Source organism: Nonomuraea sp. NPDC050680, assembly GCF_040654555.1.
In the GTDB taxonomy this organism is placed as follows: Bacteria; Actinomycetota; Actinomycetes; order Streptosporangiales; family Streptosporangiaceae; genus Nonomuraea.
In genome coordinates this window covers 231,873-253,604 of sequence record NZ_JBFAIF010000013.1, presented here as the reverse complement: position 1 = coordinate 253,604, position 21,732 = coordinate 231,873, and the positions used below count along the sequence as shown (strand labels likewise).

Here is a 21,732-nt window from a genome sequence, read left to right as displayed (position 1 = left end):
AGGTTGTTTCTGCTGGTCAGATGATTAAGACCCGGTGAATTTGGGCATGCGCCTTTCCCGATGCGCGGTCAGTCCCTCGATCATGTCGGCAGATGCCATGGTCACCGGCTGGGCGAGGGACTCCCAGCGCAGAGCGGCCTCCAGGTGTGGATGGTCCTGGTTCAGAGCGACCTTGGTGAGTCTGGTGGCAATCGGGGCGTTCTGCGCGATGGTCTGGGCGATGGCCTCTACTTCCGACATAAGGTCATTTTTCGGGAAAGATTGATTTATAAGACCTTTAGTAGCGGCTTCCGGTCCCATGACCGTGCGGCCGGTCAGCAGCATCTCCCTGCCGAGGGCGCCCGCCCTCCTCGGCAGCAGGTACGTGGCCGCCATCCCGGGATGCAGACCGAGCTTCGTGAACGGGACCAGCAGCTTGGCGTCGTCGGCGGCGTACACGAGATCACAGGCCAGCGCCACGCACAGGCCCGCCCCCACCGCCGGGCCGTTGACGGCGGCGATGGTCGGCACCTCCAGCTCGGTGATGGCCAGCCACGTGCGGTAGAAGGCGAGCATCCGGTCGCGCAGCCTCGGCACCGTCTCCACCCCGCGTTCGCCCAGCCAGGACAGGTCGCCACCGGAGGAGAACGCGGTGCCGGCCCCCGTGACGATCACGCAGCGGACGCCGGGGTCGACGGCCAGCGCGGCCATGGTCTCGCACCACTCGTCGGTCATGCCGTCCGTCATGGCGTTGCGCCTGTCGGGGCGGTTGAGGGTGATCAGTACGGTTCCGTCGTCCCTGCGGTCCACCAGGAGCTCGTTCGTGGGGTTTGTGGGGTTCATGGGCTGAGCGTAACGGGGGGGGAGTCGCCCACAGGAGGTGCAACGTCAGGCGCTCCTTGGTGCGGAGGTTATCCACAGGTGGATCAACTGTTCGGCGCTCAGGACCCTGATGACGGAGAGTTATCCACAGGCGGTTCGTTAGGCGCTCGGGATCTTGGTTCGAGGTGGCAGTCTTGCCCGCCATGAGGCCACGTGTGAAGCCCGCCCTCCGGCGGATCGTCCGCGACGAGCAGACCTTGCAGCTGGGGGCACATCCGCTGCGGGCCGTCCTGGTGACGGGTTCGGTCCATCAGTGGGTGTCCGGGCTCGACGGCACCCGCGACCTGGGCCAGGCGCTGCGTGACGGCGCCGCCGCGGGTCTGGCCGAGGCGGACTGCCGAGCGATGCTGGATCAGCTCGCCGCGCAGGGAGTGCTGGAGGACGCGGCGGTCCCGCCCGTTCGCCTGTCTCTCGGTGAGCGTGATCGCCTGGCACCCGATCTCGATGCCCTCGACCTGGCCGGTGGCTCTTTCTCGCGGCGGCGGCGGGCGCGGGTGCGGGTCTATGGGGCCGGACGGGTGGGGGCGCAGGTGGTGGCGCTGCTGGCGGCGTGCGGGGTAGGGGCGATCCGCGTCTTCGACGAAGGGCAGACCCGGCCTCGCGACCTCACGCCGGGTGGGCTGACCTGGTCGGAGCTGGGCATGAGCCGCCAGGATGGCGCGGTGGCGGTCGCCCGCCGCCTCACCTCCGGCGGCCCGCTGCCTCCGGACTCGGCGCTTCCGGGTCCGGCGGCCCTGGGCCCGATGGCTCCAGGTCCGGCTGCCCGAGGTCTGCCGGCCCGAGGCCCCGCGGCTCCAGGCCCGACTGCCCGAGGGACAGCGGCTCCAGGCCCGACGTCCCGAGGCTCGATCGCCCGAGGTCCGGCGGCTGCGGGCGATGTGGCCGAGCGACAGGCGGGCAGGCCGGGTGGGACGGGTAGGACAGGTAGGGCGGGTGGGACCAGCGGAACCTCTGGCATCGCTGGCGATGGGACCGACGGGACCAATGGAATCGCTGGGAGCGATGGGACCGTTGAAATCGGTGGGACCGGTAAGACCGGTGGGACCGGTGGGAGAAGTCGGCAGCGTTCCCGTGCGGCGGCTCGGCCGGCGGACGGCTCCGCGCTCCCCGGCACGCCCTCGATGCCGTCGACCGACGCGCGGGCCGGCGGCCCTCATCTGGGTGATGGCTCCGACCTTCCCGATCTGGTGATCCTGGCCTCGGTCACCCCGCTGGACGGCGTACTGGTCAACGAGTTGACCGCCCTGTCCATCCCCCACCTGCTCGTGTCCGCCTTCGAGGGCCACGGCTCCGTGGGGCCACTCGTCCTGCCCGGCGAGACCGCCTGCCTGCACTGCCTCGATCTGGCGCGCCGCGACGCCGACCCCGCGTGGCCCATCGTCACCGCGCGGCTGGGCGGCTACCCACCCGGCGAGATCGCCTGCGACGCGACCCTGGCCACGCTGGTGGCGGCCGCCGCGACGGGCCACGCGCTCGCTTACATCGATGGTCGCGACCCCGTTGTGACCAACGGCACATTGGACGTCATGCCTGATTGGCAGTGGAAAACCAGGTCATGGACCCGGCATCCGCAATGTCGTTGTATGCGAAACCATCCTTATCGCCCAGAATGGTCATGTCAGTCGCAAGCGATGGGCTGACGCAGTACGGGGAACCTCGAAGGGGGGAAGCGGTGTCTCAGCCACGATGCCGCGCTTCAGTGTGAGCGATCTGCCGCGCCGCGCCGTAACGCGTTCCGCCAAGCTGGCCACTCTTCCACTCGGCTACGCCGGCCGTGCCGCACTGGGGCTCGGCAAACGGATCGGCGGCAAGCCAGCCGAGATCGTCGCCCAGGAGATCCAGCAGCGCACCGCCGAGCAGATCTTCAAGGTCCTTGGCGAGCTCAAGGGCGGGGCGATGAAGGTCGGGCAGGCGCTGTCCATCTTCGAGGCGGCCCTGCCTCAGGAGATCGTCGGGCCCTATCGCGCCACCCTCACCAAGCTGCAGGAATCGGCCCCGCCGTTGCCCGTGGCCACGGTTCACAAGGTGCTCACCGAGCAGCTCGGTGACGGCTGGCGAGACTACTTCGAGTCGTTCGACGACCGGCCGACCGCCGCCGCCTCGATCGGCCAGGTGCATCGGGCGGTCTGGCATGACGGCCGCGACGTGGCGGTGAAGATCCAGTATCCGGGTGCGGGCAAGGCCCTGCTCGGCGACTTCACCCAGCTGTCACGGCTCGGCAAGCTCTTCGGCGTGCTGATGCCCGGCCTCGACATCAAGGCGGTGCTGGCCGAGCTGCGCGAGCGCATCGCCGAGGAGCTCGACTACCTGCGCGAGGCCGAGGCCCAGCACGCCTTCGCCCTCGCCTTCATGGACGACCCCGACTTCCACGTTCCCGACGTGGTCGCGGCCAACGAGATGGTGCTGGTCACGGAGTGGATGGACGGCACTCCCCTGTCTCACGTCATCGCCGACGGCACCAAGGAGCAGCGTGACCACGCGGGGCTGCTCTTCGTCCGCTTCCTGTTCTGCTCACCCGCCCGGGTCGGCATGCTGCACGCCGACCCGCACCCCGGTAACTTCCGCATACTCGACAACGGCAAGCTGGGCGTCCTCGACTTCGGCGCCGTCAACCGCCTGCCCGACGGCTATCCCAGGTCCTTCGGCCAGCTGACCCGCATCTTCAACCAGGGCGACATGGACAGCGTGGTCGCGGGCCTGCGCGCCGAAGGCTTCATCCGCCCTGAGATCGAGGTGGACGGCGACGCCCTGCGCTCCTTCCTCTCCCCCTACGTCGAGCCGACGGCGGTCGAGGAGTTCACCTTCAGTCGCGAATGGTTCCAGGCCCAGGCGGCCAGCGTCACCGACTTCCGCCCCACCAACGTGGTCCGCCAGCTCAACCTGCCGGTCTCCTACGTGCTCATCCACCGGGTGCACGCGGCGGGCGTCGGCGTCCTCTGCCAGCTGGGCACCACGGCCCGCTTTCGAGACGAGGTGATCCGCTGGGTCCCAGGCTTCGCCGACGACCCCGACGACGAGGCGCTGCCGATCAGCTGAGCCCGGATGTGACCGCTCGCCGTACATGACGGCGAGCGGTTCGTCACACGTAGCCGGTCGAGCCGTCGGGTCGGATGGGCAGGACGCGCTCCCAGCGGACGTACTCGTCGTACCGGGGCCAGCGCGTTCCCGAGGTGGATCGCCTGGCGTGGCTTGAAGATCCGAGCGTGCGCGTCGAAGGCGTACTCCCACTCGGGCGGGCTGATCGAGCGGATCTCGGCGAAGTGGTCCGCCGCTTCCCGGCAGACATTCCCCCAGCGTCCGGCGCGCAGGTCGCGGCGGTACGGGCTGAGTACGCGGCCGGACGGTTTGAAGGCGGTGAAACCGTACTGCTCGTTCAGCGATAACGTGCTGCCGCTCCCGCTCTACCTGATCGGCCTGTCGGCGGCGGCCGCGGGCATCGCCTGGATGTCAGGCCGCCTCTCGAAGCCGAGCCAAGCTAATTGGCCTGCCCTGTGAGGTTGGCGGCCTGGTCCGGCAGCCGACCCGTCGCGGACGATCCGGCCTCGAACATGAAGAGCGGCCGGGCGCTGGATGCGCCCGGCCGCTCACTCGATCCGTGTGGATCAACCGCCTGGAACAACTGGGTAGATCAACTGGCTAGATCAACTGCTTGGAAAAACCGTGAGTAACAACTGCGTGGAATAGCCGCTGGCTCAACTAAGAGGCCGCAACGGGAGATCCTGCGCCGGCGGCAGGATCTCCCGTGTCAGACCCCCTGGCCAAGAGCCCGGCTGAGGCGCTCGTTCGCTCGCTCGACATCGCGGCGTGCGCGCTGCACACGACGGATGCGCGCGGCGAGACGCTGCTCCTCAGCCTCGCGGTGGAGGGTTTGTATTCGGTCGTTTACCAGTTCATGGTAGAGATACGGCACCTTGAGGCTCCTTGTGGAGAACGAGTTCATCTGTCTGTCTGCTTTCTGCTCGAAGGGGACGGGGAATCGTTGGTCAGGCAGCGACCGGGTGCTTCCGCGGACGACCGCGGGGCCGCTTGCGGGGAACGACGGTTCCCCGGAGGATCAGTTCGCCGCCCCAGACGCCCCACGGCTCCTCGCGCTCGAGCGCGCGAGCCAGGCAGGCCCTCTGGATCGGGCAGCCGCCGCAGAGCGCCTTCGCGAACTCCACGTCCTCCGGCGACTCTGCGAACCACAGGTCAGGGTCGGTACGACAGGGGATCTTGGCTTCGTCGATCAGGTCCATGATCGTCTTCGCCCCCATCACGTTCTCCTTCTGGTCGATCTTTTTGATCTTGGTCGGGCACCTCGTGGGTGGTGGGGGTTCGCGGACAAACAAAAAGGCCGCGGATCCGTCTGCGGATCCGCGGCCTGGAGGCTTGTTGCCGGTCAGGTTATGACCGGCACATCCCTCCAGGGATGCGGACCACGCAGTCCACCCTTGGTGATCTGCTGGGTCGGCAATTCACTGGCTGCCACGTACACGAGAGCGCTCGGCGCGACCGCGGCACAGCGGGCATGTGCGAACACGGCGGGCTTCTGGCGACGGGCAGACTTGTCCTGCCGCAGCTTGGCCGGCCCATCGACGAGCCTCACCAGGTCACGGCATGCGAAGGCGAGCCACTGCGTGGCCGACATGTTGATGCTGATCACTGGGACTCACCTCCACTCTGGGATCGTCGGGCAGGACCGCCCGACTCGCTTGACCATGACCCTAAACCGGGAACCCGAGACCCGGCAACATATTTTCTACCTGCGATTTTGTGACTTTGTCACGCGGATCATGGCCTCCTGCACGACGGAGACGACGAGGTCACCGGACGCAGTGAACATCTCACCCCGTGCAAGCCCCCTCGCTCCCCCGGACCAGGGGGACTCATGTGCGTAGAGCAACCAGTCGTCCGCCCTGAACGGCCGGTGGAACCACATCGCGTGGTCCAGCGAGGCCCCCATGACATCGGACGCGCCCCACGCCATGCCGTGCGCGAGCAGGATCGTGTCGACCAGCGTGAAGTCGGAGGCGTAGGCGGCCAGCACCACGTGCAGCAGCGGATCGTCGGGGAGATCCGCGTCGTAGCGGAACCACACGTTGGTCTCGGCGCTGCGCAACTCGGGGTTGCGGTGTGCCTCCCACGTCAAGGGCGAGGCATAACGCGCGTCGACCGGCCGCGGCCGAGACAGCCACTCCTTGTAATCGGAGTTGTCGCCGACGATCTCCGCCATCCGCTCCTGAAAGGTCGGAAGCGTCGCAGGATCGGGTACGACCGGCATCACGGACGCCTGATGCTCGACGCCCTCCTCGAAGATGTGGAACGACGCGGACATGGTGAAAATAGCCTTGCCATGCTGGACCGCTTGGACCCTGCGCGTGGTGAACGACCGCCCGTCACGCAACCGCTCGACGTTGTAGACGATCGGGATGGACGGGTCGCCGGGGCGGATGAAGTAGGCGTGCAGCGAGTGCACGTTCCGGTCGGACGGCACGGTACGGCCGGCGGCGACGAGCGCCTGCGCGGCCACCTGCCCACCGAAGACACGCTGAATACGCTCCTCCGGGCTACGCCCGCGGAAGATGTCGAGCTCGATCTGCTCCAGGTCGAGCAGGTCGAGCAATTCCTTCAACGCCTCATTCACAAATCCCCCTACCAACCACCATTGGCCCTAAGTTTGGCGTGCCCTCACACCTCGCACCAACCCGGCACCCCTTTCCCAGGGGAAGAGACCCGCGGCTTCCCAAGTGGAGAGAGCCTCCGGGCAGCGAATCCGCCTGCGCGAACGGGCAGAGGGCTGGCACGCGACACGAAGCGGCCCAGCGGAGGACCCACGGACACGGCCAAGCGACGCGACGTAACGGCGGGCCGCCGGGGAAGCTGGTAACCGTATCCCTGGAAGGTCCTCAGCCACGCACGGCGGTTGGTGCCTTCCCGTGCCAGCCGTACAAAAAGCCGTATAGAACAGGACGCTCACGCGCGGCACAGCGCGAGCACGGCATCTCCGTAGCGGTCGAGTTTGACGCGGCCGATGCCCGTGATGGAGAGAAGGTCCTGCTCGGTGACTGGCGCGCGTTCGGCGATGGCCTGCAGTGTCACGTCGGTGAACACCACGTACGGCGGCAGCTTGGCCTCCTTGGCGGTCGCGGCGCGCCACGCCTTGAGCCGCTCCAGCAGCGCTTCGTCGTAATCGGCCGGGCAGGTGGCGCACCGCCCCAGCTTCTGCTCCGTGGCCGCCACCAGCGTCTTGGCGCACACCCGGCAGCTGACGGTGACGGCGACCGACCGACGCTCACGTGAAACCGAACCGGAAGCGAGGCCGGAGCCAACGCCGACACCGACGCCGGCGGCGCGCGCGGGTCGGCCGGTGAGGCCGTCGAGGAAGCGGGACGGGCGGCGCCCCTTGCGTCCGCCGGGCGCACGTGCCAGGGCCCAGGAGATCGACAGGTGCTCGCGCGCACGCGTCACCCCCACATAGAGCAGGCGCCGCTCCTCCTCTATCTGCTCCGGCGTCTCCGCGTAGACGATGGGCAGCATCCCGTCCGTGACGCCGACCAGGAAGACCGCGTCCCACTCCAGTCCCTTGGCGGCGTGCAGGGAGGCCAGGGTGACGCCCTCCACGGGCGGGGCGTGCTGTTCGGAGGCGCGCCGCTCCAGCTCCGCGACGTAGCCGGCGAGGTCGGCGCCCTCGGCGGCCATGTCCTCGGCGAGGTCGGCCAGCGCCTTGAGTGACTCCCACTTCTCGCGTGCCTTGCCGCCGCCCGGCGCCACGGGCGTCAGGCCGACGCCCGCCAGGATGTGGTGGACCTCCGTGGCCAGCGGCTCCTCGGAGGCGGATCTGGCGGCGCCGCGCATCAGTACGACGGCGTGCCGTACTTCCGGGCGTTCGAAGAAGCGCTCGGCGCCGCGCAGGACGTAGGGGATCTCGGCCTTGGACAGGGCCTCCTCGTACGCCGCCGACTGGGAGTTGACGCGGAACAGAACGGCGATCTCGCGGGACTGGACCCCCTGGTCGAGCAGCTTCCTGATCGCCCTGGCGACTCCGGCGGCCTCGGCGGGCTCGTCGTCGTAGTCGGCGAAGACCGGCCGGGGGCCGTCGGGCCGCTGGGCGAGGAGTTCGAGGCGGTGCGGGGAGCGGCCCTTGGCGATGACCAGGTTGGCCAGGTTCACCACCTGGGGGGTGGAACGGTAGTCGCGGACCAGCTTGATCACGGCGGCCTTCGGGTGCTCGACGGCGAAGCCCGTGAGGTAGCGCGGCGAGGCCCCGGTGAAGGAGTAGATGGTCTGGTTGGGATCGCCGACCACGCACAGGTCGTCGCGACCGCCGAGCCAGGTGTCGAGCAGGAGCTTCTGCAGAGGGTTGACGTCCTGGTATTCGTCGACGACGAAATAGCGGTATTGCTGGCGGATCTGCGTCGCGACCTCCTGGTGCTCGGTCATCACCGCGGCGGTCAGCTCCAGGATGGTCTCGAAGTCGACCAGGTGCCGCTCGCGCCTGATCCGCTCGTACCCCTCATAGAGCCGGGCCACCTCTTCGGCGGGCACCGGAGGCGTCCTGGAGGACTTGGCGGCGGCCGCGGCGTAGTCTTCGGGGCCGACCTGGGTGACCTTGGCCCACTCGACCTCCGCCGCGATGTCCCGCAGCTCGGACCGATCCGGACTTTTCCGGATCTGGCGGCAGGCTTCGATCAGGATCGGCAGCTTGGATTCGATCACCGAGGGCGCTTCGCCGCCGATGACCCGTGGCCAGAAGTAGGTGAGCTGCCGCAACGCCGCGGCATGGAACGTCCGCGCCTGCACCCCCGGCGCCCCCAGCGCCCGCAGCCGCTGCCGGAGCTCTCCCGCCGCCCGTGTGGTGAACGTCACTGCCAGCACACTGGGCGCGTCGACGACCCCGCTGCGTACGGCATGGGCGATTCTGTGGGTGATCGCCCTGGTCTTGCCCGTGCCCGCACCTGCCAGAACGCACACGGGACCACGCACGGCCTCGGCCACCTCGCGCTGCTCCGGGTCGAGGCCGGACAGGACGTCGTCCACATTGGTCACCTGTCAATCCTCCCAGCCAGTGGCGGTGAAGGGCTCCATTCTGGCAACATGCCGCCCGTCATCCGAATCGTGCCAAGATGCAAAGAACCGGTCTCTTCCCCCACAATGGGGCCCGACCATCTGCATGGGGGAAAGGGCAGGCCGTGCGAACTGCGGTGCTCGTGAGCGTTCTCGCGCTCGCTGCCGTCACGTTGACACCGGTGTCGGCGCAGGCGACGAAGGACCCGACACCGAGCCCCGTGTCGACCACATCTCCCGACCCGTACGGGCTCAGCGGTTTATCCACCGAGACCGTCTCGTACGGCACGCGGCGCCACCAGGACCTGGACGTCTGGTGGACCTCGGACGGCAACAAGCGACCCGGCGTCTTCCTGATTCACGGCGGCTGGTGGTCCAGCGGCGACAAGAAACAGATGACCGAGATCGCCCGTAGTTACGCTGATCTCGGCTACACGGTCTTCAACATCAACTACCGGCTCTCCGGCGAGGCGGCGTGGCCCGCCCAGCGGATCGACGCGCTGGCCTCGATCGCCCTGGCGCGCAAGCACGCCGAGCGCTGGGCGTTCGACCCGAACAACTACGTCGTGGTGGGCTTCTCGGCGGGCGGGCACATCGCCGCGGCGGTCGGCACGTACGGCGACGGGCAGCGAGGGCTCAAGGGCGTGGTCGGGCTCTCGCCGATCATCTCGCCGCTGCGCGCGTACTCCGACGGCGCGACCTCCACGGACCCGTACAAGCGCAAGCTGCGCGCCTCGGCGATCAAACTGGCCGGTGGCTGCCTGCCCAGGGGCAAGTGCTCGCGCGTCTGGGCCAGCATGGAGGTGGCCTGGCACGCCAGCCACAACGACGCGCCGGTGCTGACCGTGCACTCGACGGACGAGTTCGTGCCGCCGGCGCAGAGCCAGCTGCTCAAGGAGATGCTGGGCCAGGTCGGGGTGCCTGTGACCATCTTCACCGCGCCCGGCGTCGCGCACAGCGCGCCCCTCTACCGCGAGATGGGCGTGGCCGAGCGGGTGCAGGAGTGGATCGCCGATCGCATCGGCTAGGGATTACCGGAGGCGTCCAGGTTGTTGCACCGACCGCCTGCATTACGCCTCGAAGGGATGTCCACATGGCGCTCACGGTCTACAGCACGACCTGGTGCGGTCCCTGCAAGCGACTCAAGTCGCAGCTCGCCCGTGAGGGGATCAGTTTCGACGAGATCGACATCGAGCGGAACCCCGATGCCGCCGAGTTCGTGATGAGCGTCAACAACGGCAACCAAGTGGTGCCCACCGTGGTGATCGAGACGCCCGCGGGACGGGTGGTCCGCACCAACCCGTCGGCCCGCGAGGTGAAGGCGCTTCTCGAAGCGGCCTGAGGTTTTAGCTAACGAGCTCGGGCCCCAGCGAGAAGCTGGAGCCCGAGAAGAGTGGCCTAGCATGGCTACGAGGGCCTGGGCGGTTGGTGCGCCCAGGCCTCCTAGTTCTGGTGACTGTCGAGCTTGTGCTTTTCAAGTTCACGCTAAGTGACTTACCAGTCCCCCGAAAGCGGTCCCCCGTACCAGGTCTCGATGAGGCGGCGGGCGATCGAGACCGGTGGAGGCAGGCGGATCTCGCCTGACTGCAGCGACTCCACCAGTTCCTCGCGGGAGAACCAGCGGGCCTCGGCGATCTCCTCGGCGTCGGGGGTGAGGGTCGTGGTGGTGGCGTCGGCGAAGAAGCCGAGCATCAGGCTGCGCGGGAACGGCCACGGCTGGCTGCCGAGATAGCGGGGGTCGACGACGGTGACGCCCACCTCCTCAGCCACCTCGCGGATCACGGCGTGCTCCAGCGACTCCCCCGGCTCCACGAACCCGGCCAGGATCGACAGCCGCCCCTCCGGCCACTGCGGGCCGCGGGCCAGCAGACAGCGGTCGTCCTCGTCGCGGACGAGCATGATCACCGCCGGGTCCACGCGCGGGAAGTGCTGGCTGGAGTCACGCGGGCAGACCCGGATGTGGCCGCCCGCCTGCACGTCGGTACGGCTGCCGCAGCGCGGGCAGAACTCGTGCGTCGAGTGCCAGGCCTCCAGCGCCACCGCGTAGACCAGCATCCCCGCGTCGCGGTCGCCCAGCAGGCCGCCCACCTGGCGCAGGCCCGCGACGACCAGTTCGCCCTCGGCCGTGTCGCGCAGGCTCATCGGCATCGTGACGCGGCCGTTGACGTCGCCGGCCCGCGAGCCGGGCAGCGGTGCGGCGACCGCGAAGTAGGCGGTCCCGTCCTCGACTCCCAGCAGGTAGCGCTCGCCCTGCGGCGCCTCCGATGTGGAGTAGAGGACCGCGTGCACCTCGTCGCCGGCCCGCTTGACCAGCGTCCGGCCGTCGTCGATCACCAGCACCTTGGTCGCCGGATCCGCCCAGGCGCGCTGCAGCCAACCGGCGTTCGCCCGCAGCGCGGACGACCTGTCGATGGTGCCGCGCGCTAGGAGCAGCGGTCCGATGAGTTGCTCTTCCGCCCTCGTGTGCACGGGCCCCACCCTTCCCAAATCCCATGTCATCCTATGACCGCCAGCGAATGTGGGTCTTGTATCCGGGATGATCTCCCAGCGGCTAGGATCAGCGAATTAGGTTAGGCTTACCTGATTCTCCGGGGGTATCTCGCGTTGCGGCTCTACCTGACCGCGCTCAAACCCACCGATTCGGTGACCGATGGGCTCCTGCCCGCCGCTGAGGCTCTGGGCTGTCGTGTGACTATTCTCACCGACCAGCCGGAGCGGCATCCTGGTGCCGTCGCATGTGACGTACGGGACCCGCAGGCGGTGATCGACGCGATCGAGCAGCTCGGCCGGCCGGACGCGATCTTCTCCAACTCCGACCATCTGCAGGCGGAGACCGCGCTGGCGGCGGCCTATTTCGGGCTGCCCGGCAAGGACTGGCGGGCCTGCCTGGCGGCCAAGAACAAGTTCCTGATGCGCCGCCGGCTCGCCGAGGCGGGGGTCGAGCGGGTCTCGTCCGTACGGCTGGCGCCCGGCGACCCCGTGCCCGACGACCTGCCGTACCCGCTGGTCGTCAAGCCGCGCGAAGGGGTCGCGAGCGAGGACGTGCTGCTGGTCGAGCGGGACCTGGCCGCAGCGGTGGCGACGGTCAGGAAGCGGCGGCCCGGCGAGGCGCTGGTCGTGGAGGAGTATCTGGAGGGGCCGCTGCACACCCTGGAGACCCTCGGGGATGCCGAGGGGGTGCGGGTGCTCGGCGGTTTCCGTACGACGCTCGGGCCGTTGCCGCACTTCATCGAGGAGCGGCTGGACTGGACGCCGCCCGATGGAGCACGTGAGCACGTTCTGGGCGCGCTGGCGGCGCTCGGGGTGGGGTTCGGCGCCTGCCACACCGAATACATCATCACCCCGGCCGGGCCGCGCATCGTCGAGGTGAACTATCGGGTGATCGGCGACCACTGCGACTTCCTGCTGGCCGACGTGCTCGGGGTGCCGGTGTTCGAGTGGATCCTGCGGGTGCACCTGGGTGAGGCCGTGCCTGCCGTATCGGATACGTCCAGGTTCGGCAGCGCGGTCAGCCTGGTCGCGGACCGGTCGGGGACGATCACGGCGGCGCCGGGGGCGGAGGAGTCGGTCTCCCAAGGGGTGCGGCTGTGGCATCGGCCGCTTCGGGAGGTGGGTGACGTCGTCGAACAGACCCATACGAACCGCGACTATCTCGGCGTCATCCGGGCTGTCGGTCCGGACCGGGCGCGGGTGGACGCGGCCATCCAGGACTTCCGGGCGGCCAGGCCGTGGATCGTGGGATGAGCCTGCCCGGGGCCGTGGATCGTGGGATGAGCTCGCGGGAGGCGTACCTGGCCGCGCGGGTGCTGGACGCGCTGCTGCGCGAGGACTACGGCGGGCTGTCGGCGCGGGTGGCCAGGAGCCGTGACGGCGTGGAGCTGGAGCTGGCCGGCGGGCGCCGGGTACGGCTGGTGCCCGGGGTACTGTTCCAGGACTTCGTGGTCGGTCCCGACGAGCGGCTGGGGCTGGCGGAGGTGCTCGGCACGCTAGCCGAGGTGGCCGATCCGGCCGACGCCCCGGGGGTGGCGGCGTTCGCCGAGGAGTGCGCGCAGGCGCTGGCGGCGCTGGAGCTGCACGACGTACACAGAGCAGAGGTGCTCGCCCGGCGGCCGTCCTACGAGTCGCTGGCGGCCTTCGTCGACCATCCGGTCTATCCGACCTCCCGGGCGCGGCTGGGCGTGCCCGCGGCCGCGCTGCCCGCGTACGCGCCCGAGTTCGCGCCGTCGTTCGAGCTGCGCTGGGCGGCCGTGCCGCGCCGCCTGCTGACGCCGGGCTCCACCACTGTGCGGACGCCGTTTCAGGCCCGTCCGGGCAGGATCCACGAGGCTCGGCTTCCGGCCCATCCGTACGCGACCCACGGGGTACGGGCCGACGAGGTGCTGTTTCCCGTTCATCCGCTCACCGTCGACGAGGTACGGAAGATCGACGGGGTGCGGCTGCTCGGCGAGCCGTGGCTGACCGTGCGGCCCACGCTGTCGATGCGGACCGTGGAACTCGACGAGCGCACGCACCTCAAGCTGCCCCTGCCCACCAGCACTCTGGGGGCGCGGAACCTGCGGTCGATCAAGCCCGGCACCCTGTCCGACGGCGCCAGGGCCGAGCTGCTGCTGCGGCGCCTGGCCGACCCTGACGTGCTGGTCGCCGACGAACAGACCTACGCGCACGCCGGGCACGAGTATCTCGCCTGGATGGTCCGGCGGCTGCCGGAGGGGCGGGTGGTGCCGGTCGCCGCGCTCAACGCCCCCGGCGTGCTCCAGGAGGTGGGCGACGTGCTGCCCGGCTATCTGCGCCTCCTGCTGCGGTGGAACGTACGGCTGTTCGTACGCTACGGCGTCGCGCTGGAGGCCCACCAGCAGAACCTGTCGCTGGTGTTCCAGGACGGGCGGATGAAGCTGCTGGTCAAGGACAACGACGGGCTGCTGGCGTCCCCTTCCAGGCTCGCCGCGGCGGGCGTCGAGGTGCCGGCGTTCGCCGACGAACGGATGCTCACGGACGACCCGCACGCTCTGGCCGACGTGTTCGTGACCATCACGCTGCACCTGGCGGCGGCGGCCGTCGTGTTCGGGGCCCTGCCGCCCGACCGGGCCGCCGCCCTGCTGCGCGACACGCTGGCCGAGGCGCTCGACGAGTACGGCGACGACCCGATGGCCCGGTTGCTGCGGGCCAGGACGCTCGACGCGGCCAGGCTGACCGGCAAGTCGATGATCACTGCGGGGACTCTAGTGGCCAAGGAACGCTCCGGGGCCCGGGACATCAACAAGTTCTACGGCACCAGCGGGCCCAACTATCTGAGGAGAGCTTGAATGCACGGTCTGGTCCTCGACTCGCCGGCCAACCAGGTCTCGGCGGCTCCGCCGGCCTCAGCGACCTCACTGGCCTCACCGGCCTCGCTGGCGGAGGAGGCGACTCTGGGCGCCTTGCTGCGGTGCTGCGTGCGGGAGGTGGCCGGGCCGCGTGGCCTGGTGTGGCCCGCGCCGCCGTACCTGCTGCTGCGGGTCGGGGGCACGCTGCTGCGGGTCCGTACGCACGGCGGGGCCGCGCTGCGCTTCGACGGCCGGCCTGAGCGCTTGGACCGCGGTGCCTGGCGGCCTCTCGCGACCGACGAGCTGATACGGCTGACGGAGGCCGACCTGACCGGGCAGGCGGCGCCGGACTTCGATCGCCCGGACTTCAATGGCCCGGCAGACAACGAGTCGGCGTCCAATGGGCCGGCAGTCAACGGGTCGGCGGCCAACGGCGAGTTCGCCGGGCAGGTGGCCGCGAGCCGAGACGCGGTCGCCGCGATCCTGGCGGCCAGGGCCGAGGCTGTGGCGCCCGCCGATCCGTGGCTGGCCTCCGAGCAGGCGCTGGTCTACGGGCACCGATTCCACCCGAGCCCCAAGGCGCGAGGTGGCGCCGACTGGCTGCGGTTCGCGCCCGAGGCGCACGCCGAGTTCCCCGTACGGCTGCTCGGCGTCCGCGCGGACGTACTCGCCGAGGAAGGCGACGCCTCGGCCCTCGACCTGCTGGGCGAGGCGCCGTCCGGCTACCGGCTGCTGCCCGCCCACCCGTGGCAGCTGGACCTGCTGCGCCCGGCGTTCGGCGCTGAGCTGATCGACCTGGGTCCCGGCCCGGTGGCCGTGCCGACCTCGTCGGTGCGGACCGTCTACGCGCCCGCGGCGGAGTCGTGCCTGAAGTTCAGCCTCGACGTCCGCATCACCAACTGCGTACGCAAGAACGCCTGGTACGAGCTCGCCGGAGCGGTGGAGCTGACCTCGCGCCTGACGCCGGTGTTCGAGGCGGTCTCGGCCGCGCATCCGGGCACCCGGTGGCTGCCCGAGCCGGGCTACCGCTCCGCCGCGCTCGGCACCCGCCTGCTCGAAGGGCTCGGCGTGATCGTCCGGGCCAGCCCCTGGTCCGTGTGCTCCCCCGGGGTCACTCCGGTCCTGTCCGGGGCCCTCGCGCTCGAGGCGCCGGCCGGCGATCCGCTCGCGTGGTGGACGGCCTATGTCTCGGTGGTGGCGCCGCCGGTGCTGGAGCTGTACTTCACGCACGGGGTGATACTCGAACCGCACCTGCAGAACGTCCTCGTCGGCCTGGACCCCTCAGGGCTGCCCGTCGAGACGGTCTTCCGTGACCTGGAGGGCACCAAGCTGGTCACCGGCCGTCACTCGCTCGACGGCGTACCCGCGAAGGTGGCCGAGGCCCTGAGCTATGACGCCGAGCGCGGCTGGGCCCGCGTCGTCTACTGCCTGCTGGTCAACCATCTCACCGAGATCGCCGCCACGCTGGCGGGCGATGACGACGAGCTGCTGCGCGAGCTGTGGCGGATCGCCCGCGATGTGCTCGCCCGCCACGCCGGGGCGCTCGGCCGGCCGCTCCCGCTGTCCGATCTGCTGGCCGGCGCGCCGCTCCCGGCCAAGGCGAACCTGACGGTCCGCTGGTCCAGGGCCGCCGACCGGACCGCCGGATACGTCCCGATCGCGAACCCGCTCGCATGATCACGACGAGAGTCCGCGAAGCCGCCCTGCGGCTTCGTGACGCGCCCGCCTACCTCTACGACCTGCCCGCGCTGCACGACCACGCCTCGGCGGTACGGCGGGCGCTGCCCGGCGTCGAGCTGTACTACGCCGTCAAGGCCAATCCCGACACCGAGCTGCTCAAGACGCTGGCCGAGCACGTGGACGGCTTCGAGGTGTCGTCCGGCGGCGAACACGCCCACGTGTCGGCCCTCTTCCCCGGCGAACCCGGCCTCCCCGGCACGCCTGGCGCGACCGGCAAGCCGCTGGCCCTCGGCGGCCCTGGCAAGACCGACGCCGAGCTGCGCCTGCCCTGCCATCGCCTGCACGTCGAGTCGCCCAACGAGCTGCGCCGCCTGCTCGCCACCGGCCGCGAGGCCGACGTCCTGCTCCGGCTCAACCCGGACCTGCCGGTCGAGGGCGCGGCGCTGACGATGAGCGGGCCGTTCGGCATGGACGAGGCGGGTGTACGCGAGTGCCTGCCGCTCTTCACCGACCGCGTACGACTGCGCGGCCTGCACACCCACCTGGCCAGCGGCCTGGACGCGCCGGGGCTCCTGCGGCTGGCCGAGACGCTGCTGGACACCGAGTACGACGAGGTCAACCTGGGCGGCGGCATGGCGGTCTCCTACGCCGCGCCGGAGTCCCGGTTCGACTGGGCGGCCTACGGCGCCGGACTGGCGGCGCTGCGCCGGCCCGGGCAGCGGGTGCGGATCGAGCCGGGGCGGGCGCTGACCGCGTACTGCGGCTACTACGTCACCAAGGTCGTGGACGTGAAGCGGGTACGCGGGGAGGCGTACGCGATCGTGCTGGGCGGCACGCACCATCTGCGTACGCCGGTCACCAAGGGGCACGACCAGCCCTTCACGGTGCTGCCTACAGGCTCCGGTCCTGCTCTGGCGGATGAGCCGGTGACGGTGGTCGGCCAGCTGTGCACCCCGAAAGACGTTTTCGCCCGAAAAATCGGGGCTTCGCTGCGGGTGGGGGACACGGTGGTGTTCGAGATGGCCGGGGCCTATGCGTGGAACATCTCCCACCACGACTTCCTGATGCACCCCAAGCCGGGCTTCCACTACTTGCGGGACTAGGCCCGTCACACGACGGTCTCGATCCCGTGACAGTCCGTGGTGGCGGGTGTCCTTTTTGGGGCCCCCTTCGGGGGAGCGGAAGAAGACGGGCCCTCTAGTGATCTTTGGTCGCGCAGCCGGCCGTGCCGTCGTGGAGCCGCGGCCGCGTGGTACTGCTCGGCGACGCCTGCTATGCGGTCTCCCTGGTCGCCGGGCAGGGCGCCTCGCTGCGCGGCGTGCGCTGGTTCCTCCCCGTTCGCCCTCGAACTGACCATCCGCCGGCTCGCCCTGCGCGCCTTCGGCCTGCCCGGCATGGGTAGGCTCATCGCGATCCAGCTGTCCGGGAAGATCGCTCCTCTCCCTTGACTGCGGTGACGATCCATCCGGCCGCGGGCAGTCGTACGGCTCCGCCATCGGCAAGCGACGCAAGGAGGCCGACGGCGGCTTCGCGGGCGCGGTAGATCGCCGCAGGATCGGCACCAGCGGTGAAAGGCCGCAGTTGTGCATCAAACAGGAAGTCCGCGCCCGCGACGGGATCGGGGCCGAGGTCGCTGCGATAGTCAACGGGGTCGATGGACACCTCGGCAAATCCCGTGCTGGTCAGCAGAGTCCGGATATACGCCGGATCCTGAAAGGCGGCCACTCCCAGAGGGATCGCGCCATCCGGTGCCGGGAGGTGCGCGGTGACCGCGGCCATCAGATCGCGCGTTGCGGCGGGTGGTTCCCGGTGGCAGTAGAAGACGAACCGTCCTCGGGTCGCCCCGGCGATGTTGGTGAAGGCCGTCAGGGGATCGTCGAAGAACATCACTCCTGCTCGGCTGATCACCCGGTCGAACCCGCCAGGCTCGAACGGATGGGTTTGGGCGTCGCCTCGGATGAACGTCACGTTCGTGATCCCGGCGGCCGCCGAGGTAATGCTTGCGCGCTCCAGCATCGGGGCCGACAGGTCGATCCCGGTGGCATGCCCGTCGCGGGACATGCTCGCGGCGAGCCGGGTCGTCTCCCCGGTGCCACAGCCGACGTCGAGAACCTGATCGCCGGTCCGGATGCCGGCCGCGGCGAACAGGTGATCGTTGATGGGGGCGGCCATCTTGTCGTATCGGTCGTGATGGTCGGCCCGGTGCCGCCCGTTCTGCCCGTTCCACCAACGGTCTTGCAGCGTGTTGGGGGCGGTCATGACGCGCGGGCCTTCGCGAAGTGACCGCGGCAGTGTGTGCAGCAGAACCCGTAGACGACCCCGTCTCGCTCCAGCGTGATCGCCTGTTCGGCCGGAATCTTCGCGCCGCAGGTCGGATCGATGAATGTGCCCGGTTCGGCGTCCGCCTCGCTGCGACGCTTCGCCTTGTTGATCTCATCGGTGAGGTCCATGGACGTGCGTGCGCGTGCGCTGAAACCGTAGCCCCCGTCGGGGACGCCCATCACGTAGACCTCGGCCCCGGGAACGATCGCGCCGATCCGCTCGATCAGATGTGCGGCCATCTCCTTGGCCCACGCTCCGACCACGACCGTCACGACGGACCGCGAAACACCACCCTCGCGGACGATCACGTTGGTGTGAGACTCGAAAAATTCGATCACCCCTGGGTCGGCCGCCACCTCCGCGTCGTTCAGCAGTGCCGCCGCGGTGAGCCGCGACCCCAGCTCCGCCGCATCCGGCCTGCCCTCCGGGATGTATACCTCGATCAGTAGCATGGCTCGATGCTGCCCGGCATCGCTGTCAAACCGCTCACACGATGCTCACCGCGGCCAGCGCCTCCTCGCGGGTAAGCGCGGGAAGCTGCCGGTTCAGGGCGCGCGTGAGCCGTACGACATCGGGATGCCGGGGACAGGGCCCGCCGCGCAAGACGGCTGCGGCACCGAGCAGTTCGGCCGCCTTATCCACGGCGCCGCGGCGATGCAGCAGGTCGGCCAGGCCCACCGCCACGTGCGCAAGCATGGGCGGGTCGGGCATCGCCACGGCAGAGTCCCGAGCGGCGCTGAACCAGGCAGCGGCCGCATCGTGGTCACCGTTCTCCAGGGCGAGGAAGCCGGCCGACGCCTGCCGCAGCAACCGGACCGGCAGGCCCCCGTCGCCATGGTCCAGCAGTCGCGCCGCCTCCGCCCGGTCCCCCGCCCATCGGGCCAGTTCGGCCCGGCAGACCCGGGCCATGGCGGTGTCGGCCAGCCCGTCCAGGTGCCGCCCGGCGCCGGGCAGGTCCCCGGCATACATTCGCACCATCGCCAGCCAGACCCGCTGATCGTCGTGGGCGCCCAGGTCCCGACCGCACTCGTCGGCCTCCTCAACCATCGCGAGCGCCGCTTCGGTGTCCCCGTTGACTGCCCGGTCGAAAGCGAGTGACAGCAGTGACACCATCAAGCCCCAACGCTCCCCGGCCTCCCGGAACGCCACCGCGGCCGCCTCGATATCCCGGTGTGCCGCATCGCCCACGGCCTCGTGCAGGAAGGAACGCGCCAGCCGGAGCATCGCCCGCGTCCAGGCGTCCTCGACGTCCCAATAAGGCTCCAGGGCGGCGACTCCTCGCTCGGTCTCGCCAGAGGCCAGTGCCACGAGCGCGGCGACGAACGCCGCCACCGGACCGGCCGGCGCAGCGGCGGGGACCTCCACGGCCTCGGCCAACCGCCCTGCCAACACCGCGTTAAGCAGGTACGCCGCCTCCGCCTGCAGCCGAATGTCCGCGGAACCAGGTGTCCGCAGCGCCTCTCCCAGCCGGTCGACCGCCTCGCCGTGGTCGCCGTGGATCGCCCAGAACATCCCCAGCGCGGCGCCGAACCGCAGTGGCGCCTGCCCGAAGGCGGCGGCGAAATGCTCGCGCTCGGCCTCCAGCCGGGGCAGCCAGGACAGCTGGCCTGGGCCGCGCAACTCCGGCTCCGCCCGCTCGGCCAGAGCCAGATAGTAGGCGGCGTGCGCGGCTTGTGCCGCATCCAGCAGGCCGGTCGCGGCGAGCCGGTCCCGGCCGAAGGACCGGATCGTCTCCAGCATCCGGTACCGGTTGCCCAAGAGCTGCAGCAGCGACTTGTCTGCCAGTCCAGCCAGGATGTGCCCCGGCACCCCGGCGTGCTCGGCCGCCTCCACCGTGAACGACGCCGGGAAGACCGCCAGCCGCATCGCCGCCACCTGTTCGTCGCCGGTGAGCAGGTCCCAGCTCCAGGCCACCACCGCGCGCAGGCTGCGGTGCCGGGCCGATGCGCTACGGCCGGCGATCAGATCCAGCTCAGAGGCGAGCGTCTCCAGCGGCATCGACCGCAGGCGAGCGGCGGCCAGCTCGATCGCCAGTGGCAGCCCGTCCAGCCTTCGGCAGATCTCCGCCACCTGGCCGGAAGGCGCGAAATCCGGCCGGGCCGCCCGCGCGCGCTCAGTGAACAACCACACCGCCGCAACTTCGTCCAGCGGCGCGACCGTATACACCGCCTCCCCGGGGAGGCCGAGCGCCTCCCGGCTCGTGGCCAATACCCGCAACCCGGCGCAGCGGCCCAGCAGCCGTTCGGCGAGTGCGGCGGCGGCTTCGAGCACATGCTCGCAGTTGTCCAGAATCACCACAGCGTCCCGCAGCACTTCGACGATGCGGTCCATCGCGTCCGGTGACGCAGGCAGCCCCAGCGACGCAGCCACCGCATGCGGCACGTCCCGGGGATCCCGCACCGACGCCAGCTCCACCAGCCATGCCGGCTCCGCGAGGTGCCCGACGACCGCCGTGGCAAGCCGGGTCTTGCCGACCCCGCCCGGCCCGACCAACGTCACCAGCCGCGCCCGATCGAGCCTTTCGGCCACCCTGCCTCGGTCGTCATCACGGCCCACCAGCCCGGTGAGCGCGACCGGGAGGTTCCCCCGGCGCCTCGCGGGCTCGTCGCGGAGCAGCCGCAGGTGCAACTCGCGCAGCTCTGGCCCTGGATCGGCGCCCAGCTCGTCGACGATCAGCCGCCGGTAGTCCGCGAACGCCGCCAGCGCCTCCGCTGTCCGCCCCTTCGCCGCCAGCGTGCCGACCAGCAGAATCCGCAGCCGCTCCCGCAACGGATGACGGGCGATCAATGCGCGGATCTCCTCCATCACTGGCGGCTCCCCGATAGCCAGTCCCGCCTCGGCACGGTCCTCGACCGCGCCCAGCCTCAGCTCTTCCAGACATACGGCTGCCGCCCTCGCAAACGGCAGATCGGCCACATCGGCCAGTGGCTCCCCTCGCCACAACGCCAGCGCCTCATCCAGGACACCGACGGCGTCGTGCGGCCGGCCCGCGTGCAGAACCGCCCGTCCCTCGCGCGCCAGCCTCTCGAACGCGATGGCGTCGACCTCGGCCTCCAGGCGGTAACCGGCGGGTTCGGTGCACAGCACCGCCGGCAGAACCCGCCGCAGCCGCGACACCAGCGACTGGAGCGCATGCCGCGGCTCGTCCACATCGCCGTCCGGCCACAACGCCTCGGTCAGGGCCTGGACGCTCACCGTCCGGTCCGGCTCCAAGGCCAGCCGGATCAACAGCGCGCGCAGCCGTACCCCACCCGGCCGCACCGGCCGCCCCTCCGCGACCACCTCCAACGCCCCCAGCACATTGACCCGCATACCCCCAGCCTGCCAGGGACTGTACGGTTTTCGGCTCTGTCGCCGGGGGCGGGTTGACGGTGGCCCAGCAGACCCTGTCGCTGGGGTGCCGTCTGGGGCCGGCGCACCCCCACCGTGCCAGGCGGCGGCGTAGCAGGCGAGGACGGACGCACGGGCACGTCCGGGCGCGGCTGTGGCGCTTGCGGCCGTCCGCCGAGAGCCGCTTGGGCCT

At 70.2% G+C, this 21,732-nt stretch carries 19 protein-coding genes and 1 pseudogene; 10 read left to right on the top strand and 10 right to left on the bottom strand.

The window, feature by feature from the left end:
• Positions 1-24: 24 nt before the first annotated feature.
• On the bottom strand, positions 25-822 hold the full coding sequence (locus AB0H88_RS34845; protein ID WP_357652065.1) for an enoyl-CoA hydratase-related protein: 798 nt from the start codon (positions 820-822) through the stop codon (positions 25-27).
• Positions 823-1,004: 182 nt separating this feature from the next.
• Here AB0H88_RS34845 and AB0H88_RS34840 point away from each other — a divergent pair, with 182 nt between their 5' ends.
• The 3 genes from AB0H88_RS34840 to AB0H88_RS34830 all read left to right on the top strand — a co-directional run bounded on the left by AB0H88_RS34840 (position 1,005) and on the right by AB0H88_RS34830 (position 4,356).
• Positions 1,005-2,501 (top strand): ThiF family adenylyltransferase, encoded by a 1,497-nt coding sequence (locus AB0H88_RS34840; RefSeq protein ID WP_357652063.1) that lies wholly within the window; start codon positions 1,005-1,007, stop codon positions 2,499-2,501.
• 46 nt (positions 2,502-2,547) lie between these two features.
• Positions 2,548-3,897, top strand: a complete 1,350-nt coding sequence (locus AB0H88_RS34835) for an AarF/UbiB family protein (RefSeq protein ID WP_357652061.1) — start codon at positions 2,548-2,550, stop codon at positions 3,895-3,897.
• A 153-nt stretch (positions 3,898-4,050) separates the two neighbouring features.
• Positions 4,051-4,356 (top strand): hypothetical protein, encoded by a 306-nt coding sequence (locus tag AB0H88_RS34830; RefSeq protein WP_357652059.1) that lies wholly within the window; start codon positions 4,051-4,053, stop codon positions 4,354-4,356.
• A 250-nt stretch (positions 4,357-4,606) separates the two neighbouring features.
• Here the strand turns inward: AB0H88_RS34830 and AB0H88_RS34825 are convergent, their stop codons facing one another.
• From AB0H88_RS34825 to AB0H88_RS34805, 5 genes are all read right to left on the bottom strand, one after another.
• Entirely contained in the window at positions 4,607-4,801 is a 195-nt protein-coding gene (locus tag AB0H88_RS34825; RefSeq protein WP_357652057.1) for a hypothetical protein, read from the bottom strand.
• 43 nt (positions 4,802-4,844) lie between these two features.
• Positions 4,845-5,114 (bottom strand): WhiB family transcriptional regulator, encoded by a 270-nt coding sequence (locus AB0H88_RS34820; RefSeq protein ID WP_357652055.1) that lies wholly within the window; start codon positions 5,112-5,114, stop codon positions 4,845-4,847.
• 125 nt (positions 5,115-5,239) lie between these two features.
• Entirely contained in the window at positions 5,240-5,503 is a 264-nt protein-coding gene (locus AB0H88_RS34815; RefSeq protein WP_357652053.1) for a hypothetical protein, read from the bottom strand.
• Positions 5,504-5,599: 96 nt separating this feature from the next.
• Positions 5,600-6,484, bottom strand: coding sequence for an acyl-CoA thioesterase II (locus AB0H88_RS34810; RefSeq protein ID WP_357652051.1), 885 nt, complete (start codon positions 6,482-6,484; stop codon positions 5,600-5,602).
• A 329-nt stretch (positions 6,485-6,813) separates the two neighbouring features.
• Complete coding sequence (locus tag AB0H88_RS34805) at positions 6,814-8,877, bottom strand: ATP-dependent DNA helicase UvrD2 (RefSeq protein ID WP_357652110.1); 2,064 nt, start codon at positions 8,875-8,877, stop codon at positions 6,814-6,816.
• A 152-nt stretch (positions 8,878-9,029) separates the two neighbouring features.
• Here AB0H88_RS34805 and AB0H88_RS34800 point away from each other — a divergent pair, with 152 nt between their 5' ends.
• Positions 9,030-9,932 (top strand): alpha/beta hydrolase, encoded by a 903-nt coding sequence (locus AB0H88_RS34800; protein WP_357652049.1) that lies wholly within the window; start codon positions 9,030-9,032, stop codon positions 9,930-9,932.
• A 65-nt stretch (positions 9,933-9,997) separates the two neighbouring features.
• Positions 9,998-10,246 carry a glutaredoxin domain-containing protein gene (locus tag AB0H88_RS34795; RefSeq protein WP_357652047.1) on the top strand — a complete coding sequence of 83 codons (249 nt, stop codon included), beginning with the start codon at positions 9,998-10,000 and terminating at the stop codon, positions 10,244-10,246.
• A gap of 152 nt (positions 10,247-10,398) precedes the next feature.
• Here AB0H88_RS34795 and nudC read toward each other — a convergent pair whose 3' ends face one another.
• Complete coding sequence (gene nudC, locus AB0H88_RS34790) at positions 10,399-11,373, bottom strand: NAD(+) diphosphatase (RefSeq protein ID WP_357652045.1); 975 nt, start codon at positions 11,371-11,373, stop codon at positions 10,399-10,401.
• A 135-nt stretch (positions 11,374-11,508) separates the two neighbouring features.
• Between nudC and AB0H88_RS34785 the strand changes: the two genes are divergently transcribed.
• The 5 genes and pseudogenes from AB0H88_RS34785 to AB0H88_RS34765 all read left to right on the top strand — a co-directional run.
• Entirely contained in the window at positions 11,509-12,648 is a 1,140-nt protein-coding gene (locus AB0H88_RS34785; protein WP_357652043.1) for an ATP-grasp domain-containing protein, read from the top strand.
• Positions 12,649-12,674: 26 nt separating this feature from the next.
• Positions 12,675-14,207: an IucA/IucC family protein gene (locus AB0H88_RS34780; RefSeq protein WP_357652041.1), complete on the top strand. Its 1,533-nt coding sequence runs from the start codon at positions 12,675-12,677 to the stop codon at positions 14,205-14,207.
• On the top strand, positions 14,208-15,884 hold the full coding sequence (locus AB0H88_RS34775) for an IucA/IucC family protein (RefSeq protein ID WP_357652039.1): 1,677 nt from the start codon (positions 14,208-14,210) through the stop codon (positions 15,882-15,884). It abuts the gene before it with no gap.
• A complete protein-coding gene (locus AB0H88_RS34770) occupies positions 15,881-16,990 on the top strand; it encodes a type III PLP-dependent enzyme (protein ID WP_357652037.1) in 1,110 nt (369 codons plus the stop codon). The genes AB0H88_RS34775 and AB0H88_RS34770 overlap by 4 nt, the downstream gene beginning before the upstream one ends.
• 107 nt (positions 16,991-17,097) lie before the next feature.
• A pseudogene (locus AB0H88_RS34765) lies at positions 17,098-17,335 on the top strand (FAD-dependent oxidoreductase); the annotation flags it as partial.
• Here the strand turns inward: AB0H88_RS34765 and AB0H88_RS34760 are convergent.
• From AB0H88_RS34760 to AB0H88_RS34750, 3 genes are read right to left on the bottom strand one after another with little or no spacing between them, the layout of a single operon-like run.
• On the bottom strand, positions 17,292-18,146 hold the full coding sequence (locus tag AB0H88_RS34760) for a class I SAM-dependent methyltransferase (RefSeq protein ID WP_357652035.1): 855 nt from the start codon (positions 18,144-18,146) through the stop codon (positions 17,292-17,294). The pseudogene AB0H88_RS34765 and the gene AB0H88_RS34760 overlap by 44 nt on opposite strands.
• On the bottom strand, positions 18,143-18,661 hold the full coding sequence (locus tag AB0H88_RS34755; RefSeq protein ID WP_357652033.1) for a hypothetical protein: 519 nt from the start codon (positions 18,659-18,661) through the stop codon (positions 18,143-18,145). The genes AB0H88_RS34760 and AB0H88_RS34755 overlap by 4 nt, the downstream gene beginning before the upstream one ends.
• Positions 18,662-18,695: 34 nt before the next feature.
• Positions 18,696-21,521, bottom strand: a complete 2,826-nt coding sequence (locus AB0H88_RS34750; protein ID WP_357652031.1) for a BTAD domain-containing putative transcriptional regulator — start codon at positions 21,519-21,521, stop codon at positions 18,696-18,698.
• Positions 21,522-21,732: the final 211 nt, after the last annotated feature.

Excerpts from the sequence above, each read along its gene's own strand:
- AB0H88_RS34845 (WP_357652065.1), bottom strand. The coding sequence starts at position 822 with ATGAACCCCACAAACCCCACGAACGAGCTCCTGGTGGACCGCAGGGAC.
- AB0H88_RS34840 (WP_357652063.1), top strand. The coding sequence starts at position 1,005 with ATGAGGCCACGTGTGAAGCCCGCCCTCCGGCGGATCGTCCGCGACGAG.
- AB0H88_RS34835 (WP_357652061.1), top strand. The coding sequence starts at position 2,548 with ATGCCGCGCTTCAGTGTGAGCGATCTGCCGCGCCGCGCCGTAACGCGT.
- AB0H88_RS34825 (WP_357652057.1), bottom strand. The coding sequence starts at position 4,801 with ATGAACTCGTTCTCCACAAGGAGCCTCAAGGTGCCGTATCTCTACCAT.
- AB0H88_RS34820 (WP_357652055.1), bottom strand. The coding sequence starts at position 5,114 with ATGGGGGCGAAGACGATCATGGACCTGATCGACGAAGCCAAGATCCCC.
- AB0H88_RS34795 (WP_357652047.1), top strand. The coding sequence starts at position 9,998 with ATGGCGCTCACGGTCTACAGCACGACCTGGTGCGGTCCCTGCAAGCGA.
- AB0H88_RS34780 (WP_357652041.1), top strand. The coding sequence starts at position 12,675 with ATGAGCTCGCGGGAGGCGTACCTGGCCGCGCGGGTGCTGGACGCGCTG.
- AB0H88_RS34775 (WP_357652039.1), top strand. The coding sequence starts at position 14,208 with ATGCACGGTCTGGTCCTCGACTCGCCGGCCAACCAGGTCTCGGCGGCT.
- AB0H88_RS34770 (WP_357652037.1), top strand. The coding sequence starts at position 15,881 with ATGATCACGACGAGAGTCCGCGAAGCCGCCCTGCGGCTTCGTGACGCG.
- AB0H88_RS34760 (WP_357652035.1), bottom strand. The coding sequence starts at position 18,146 with ATGACCGCCCCCAACACGCTGCAAGACCGTTGGTGGAACGGGCAGAAC.
- AB0H88_RS34755 (WP_357652033.1), bottom strand. The coding sequence starts at position 18,661 with ATGCTACTGATCGAGGTATACATCCCGGAGGGCAGGCCGGATGCGGCG.
- AB0H88_RS34750 (WP_357652031.1), bottom strand. The coding sequence starts at position 21,521 with ATGCGGGTCAATGTGCTGGGGGCGTTGGAGGTGGTCGCGGAGGGGCGG.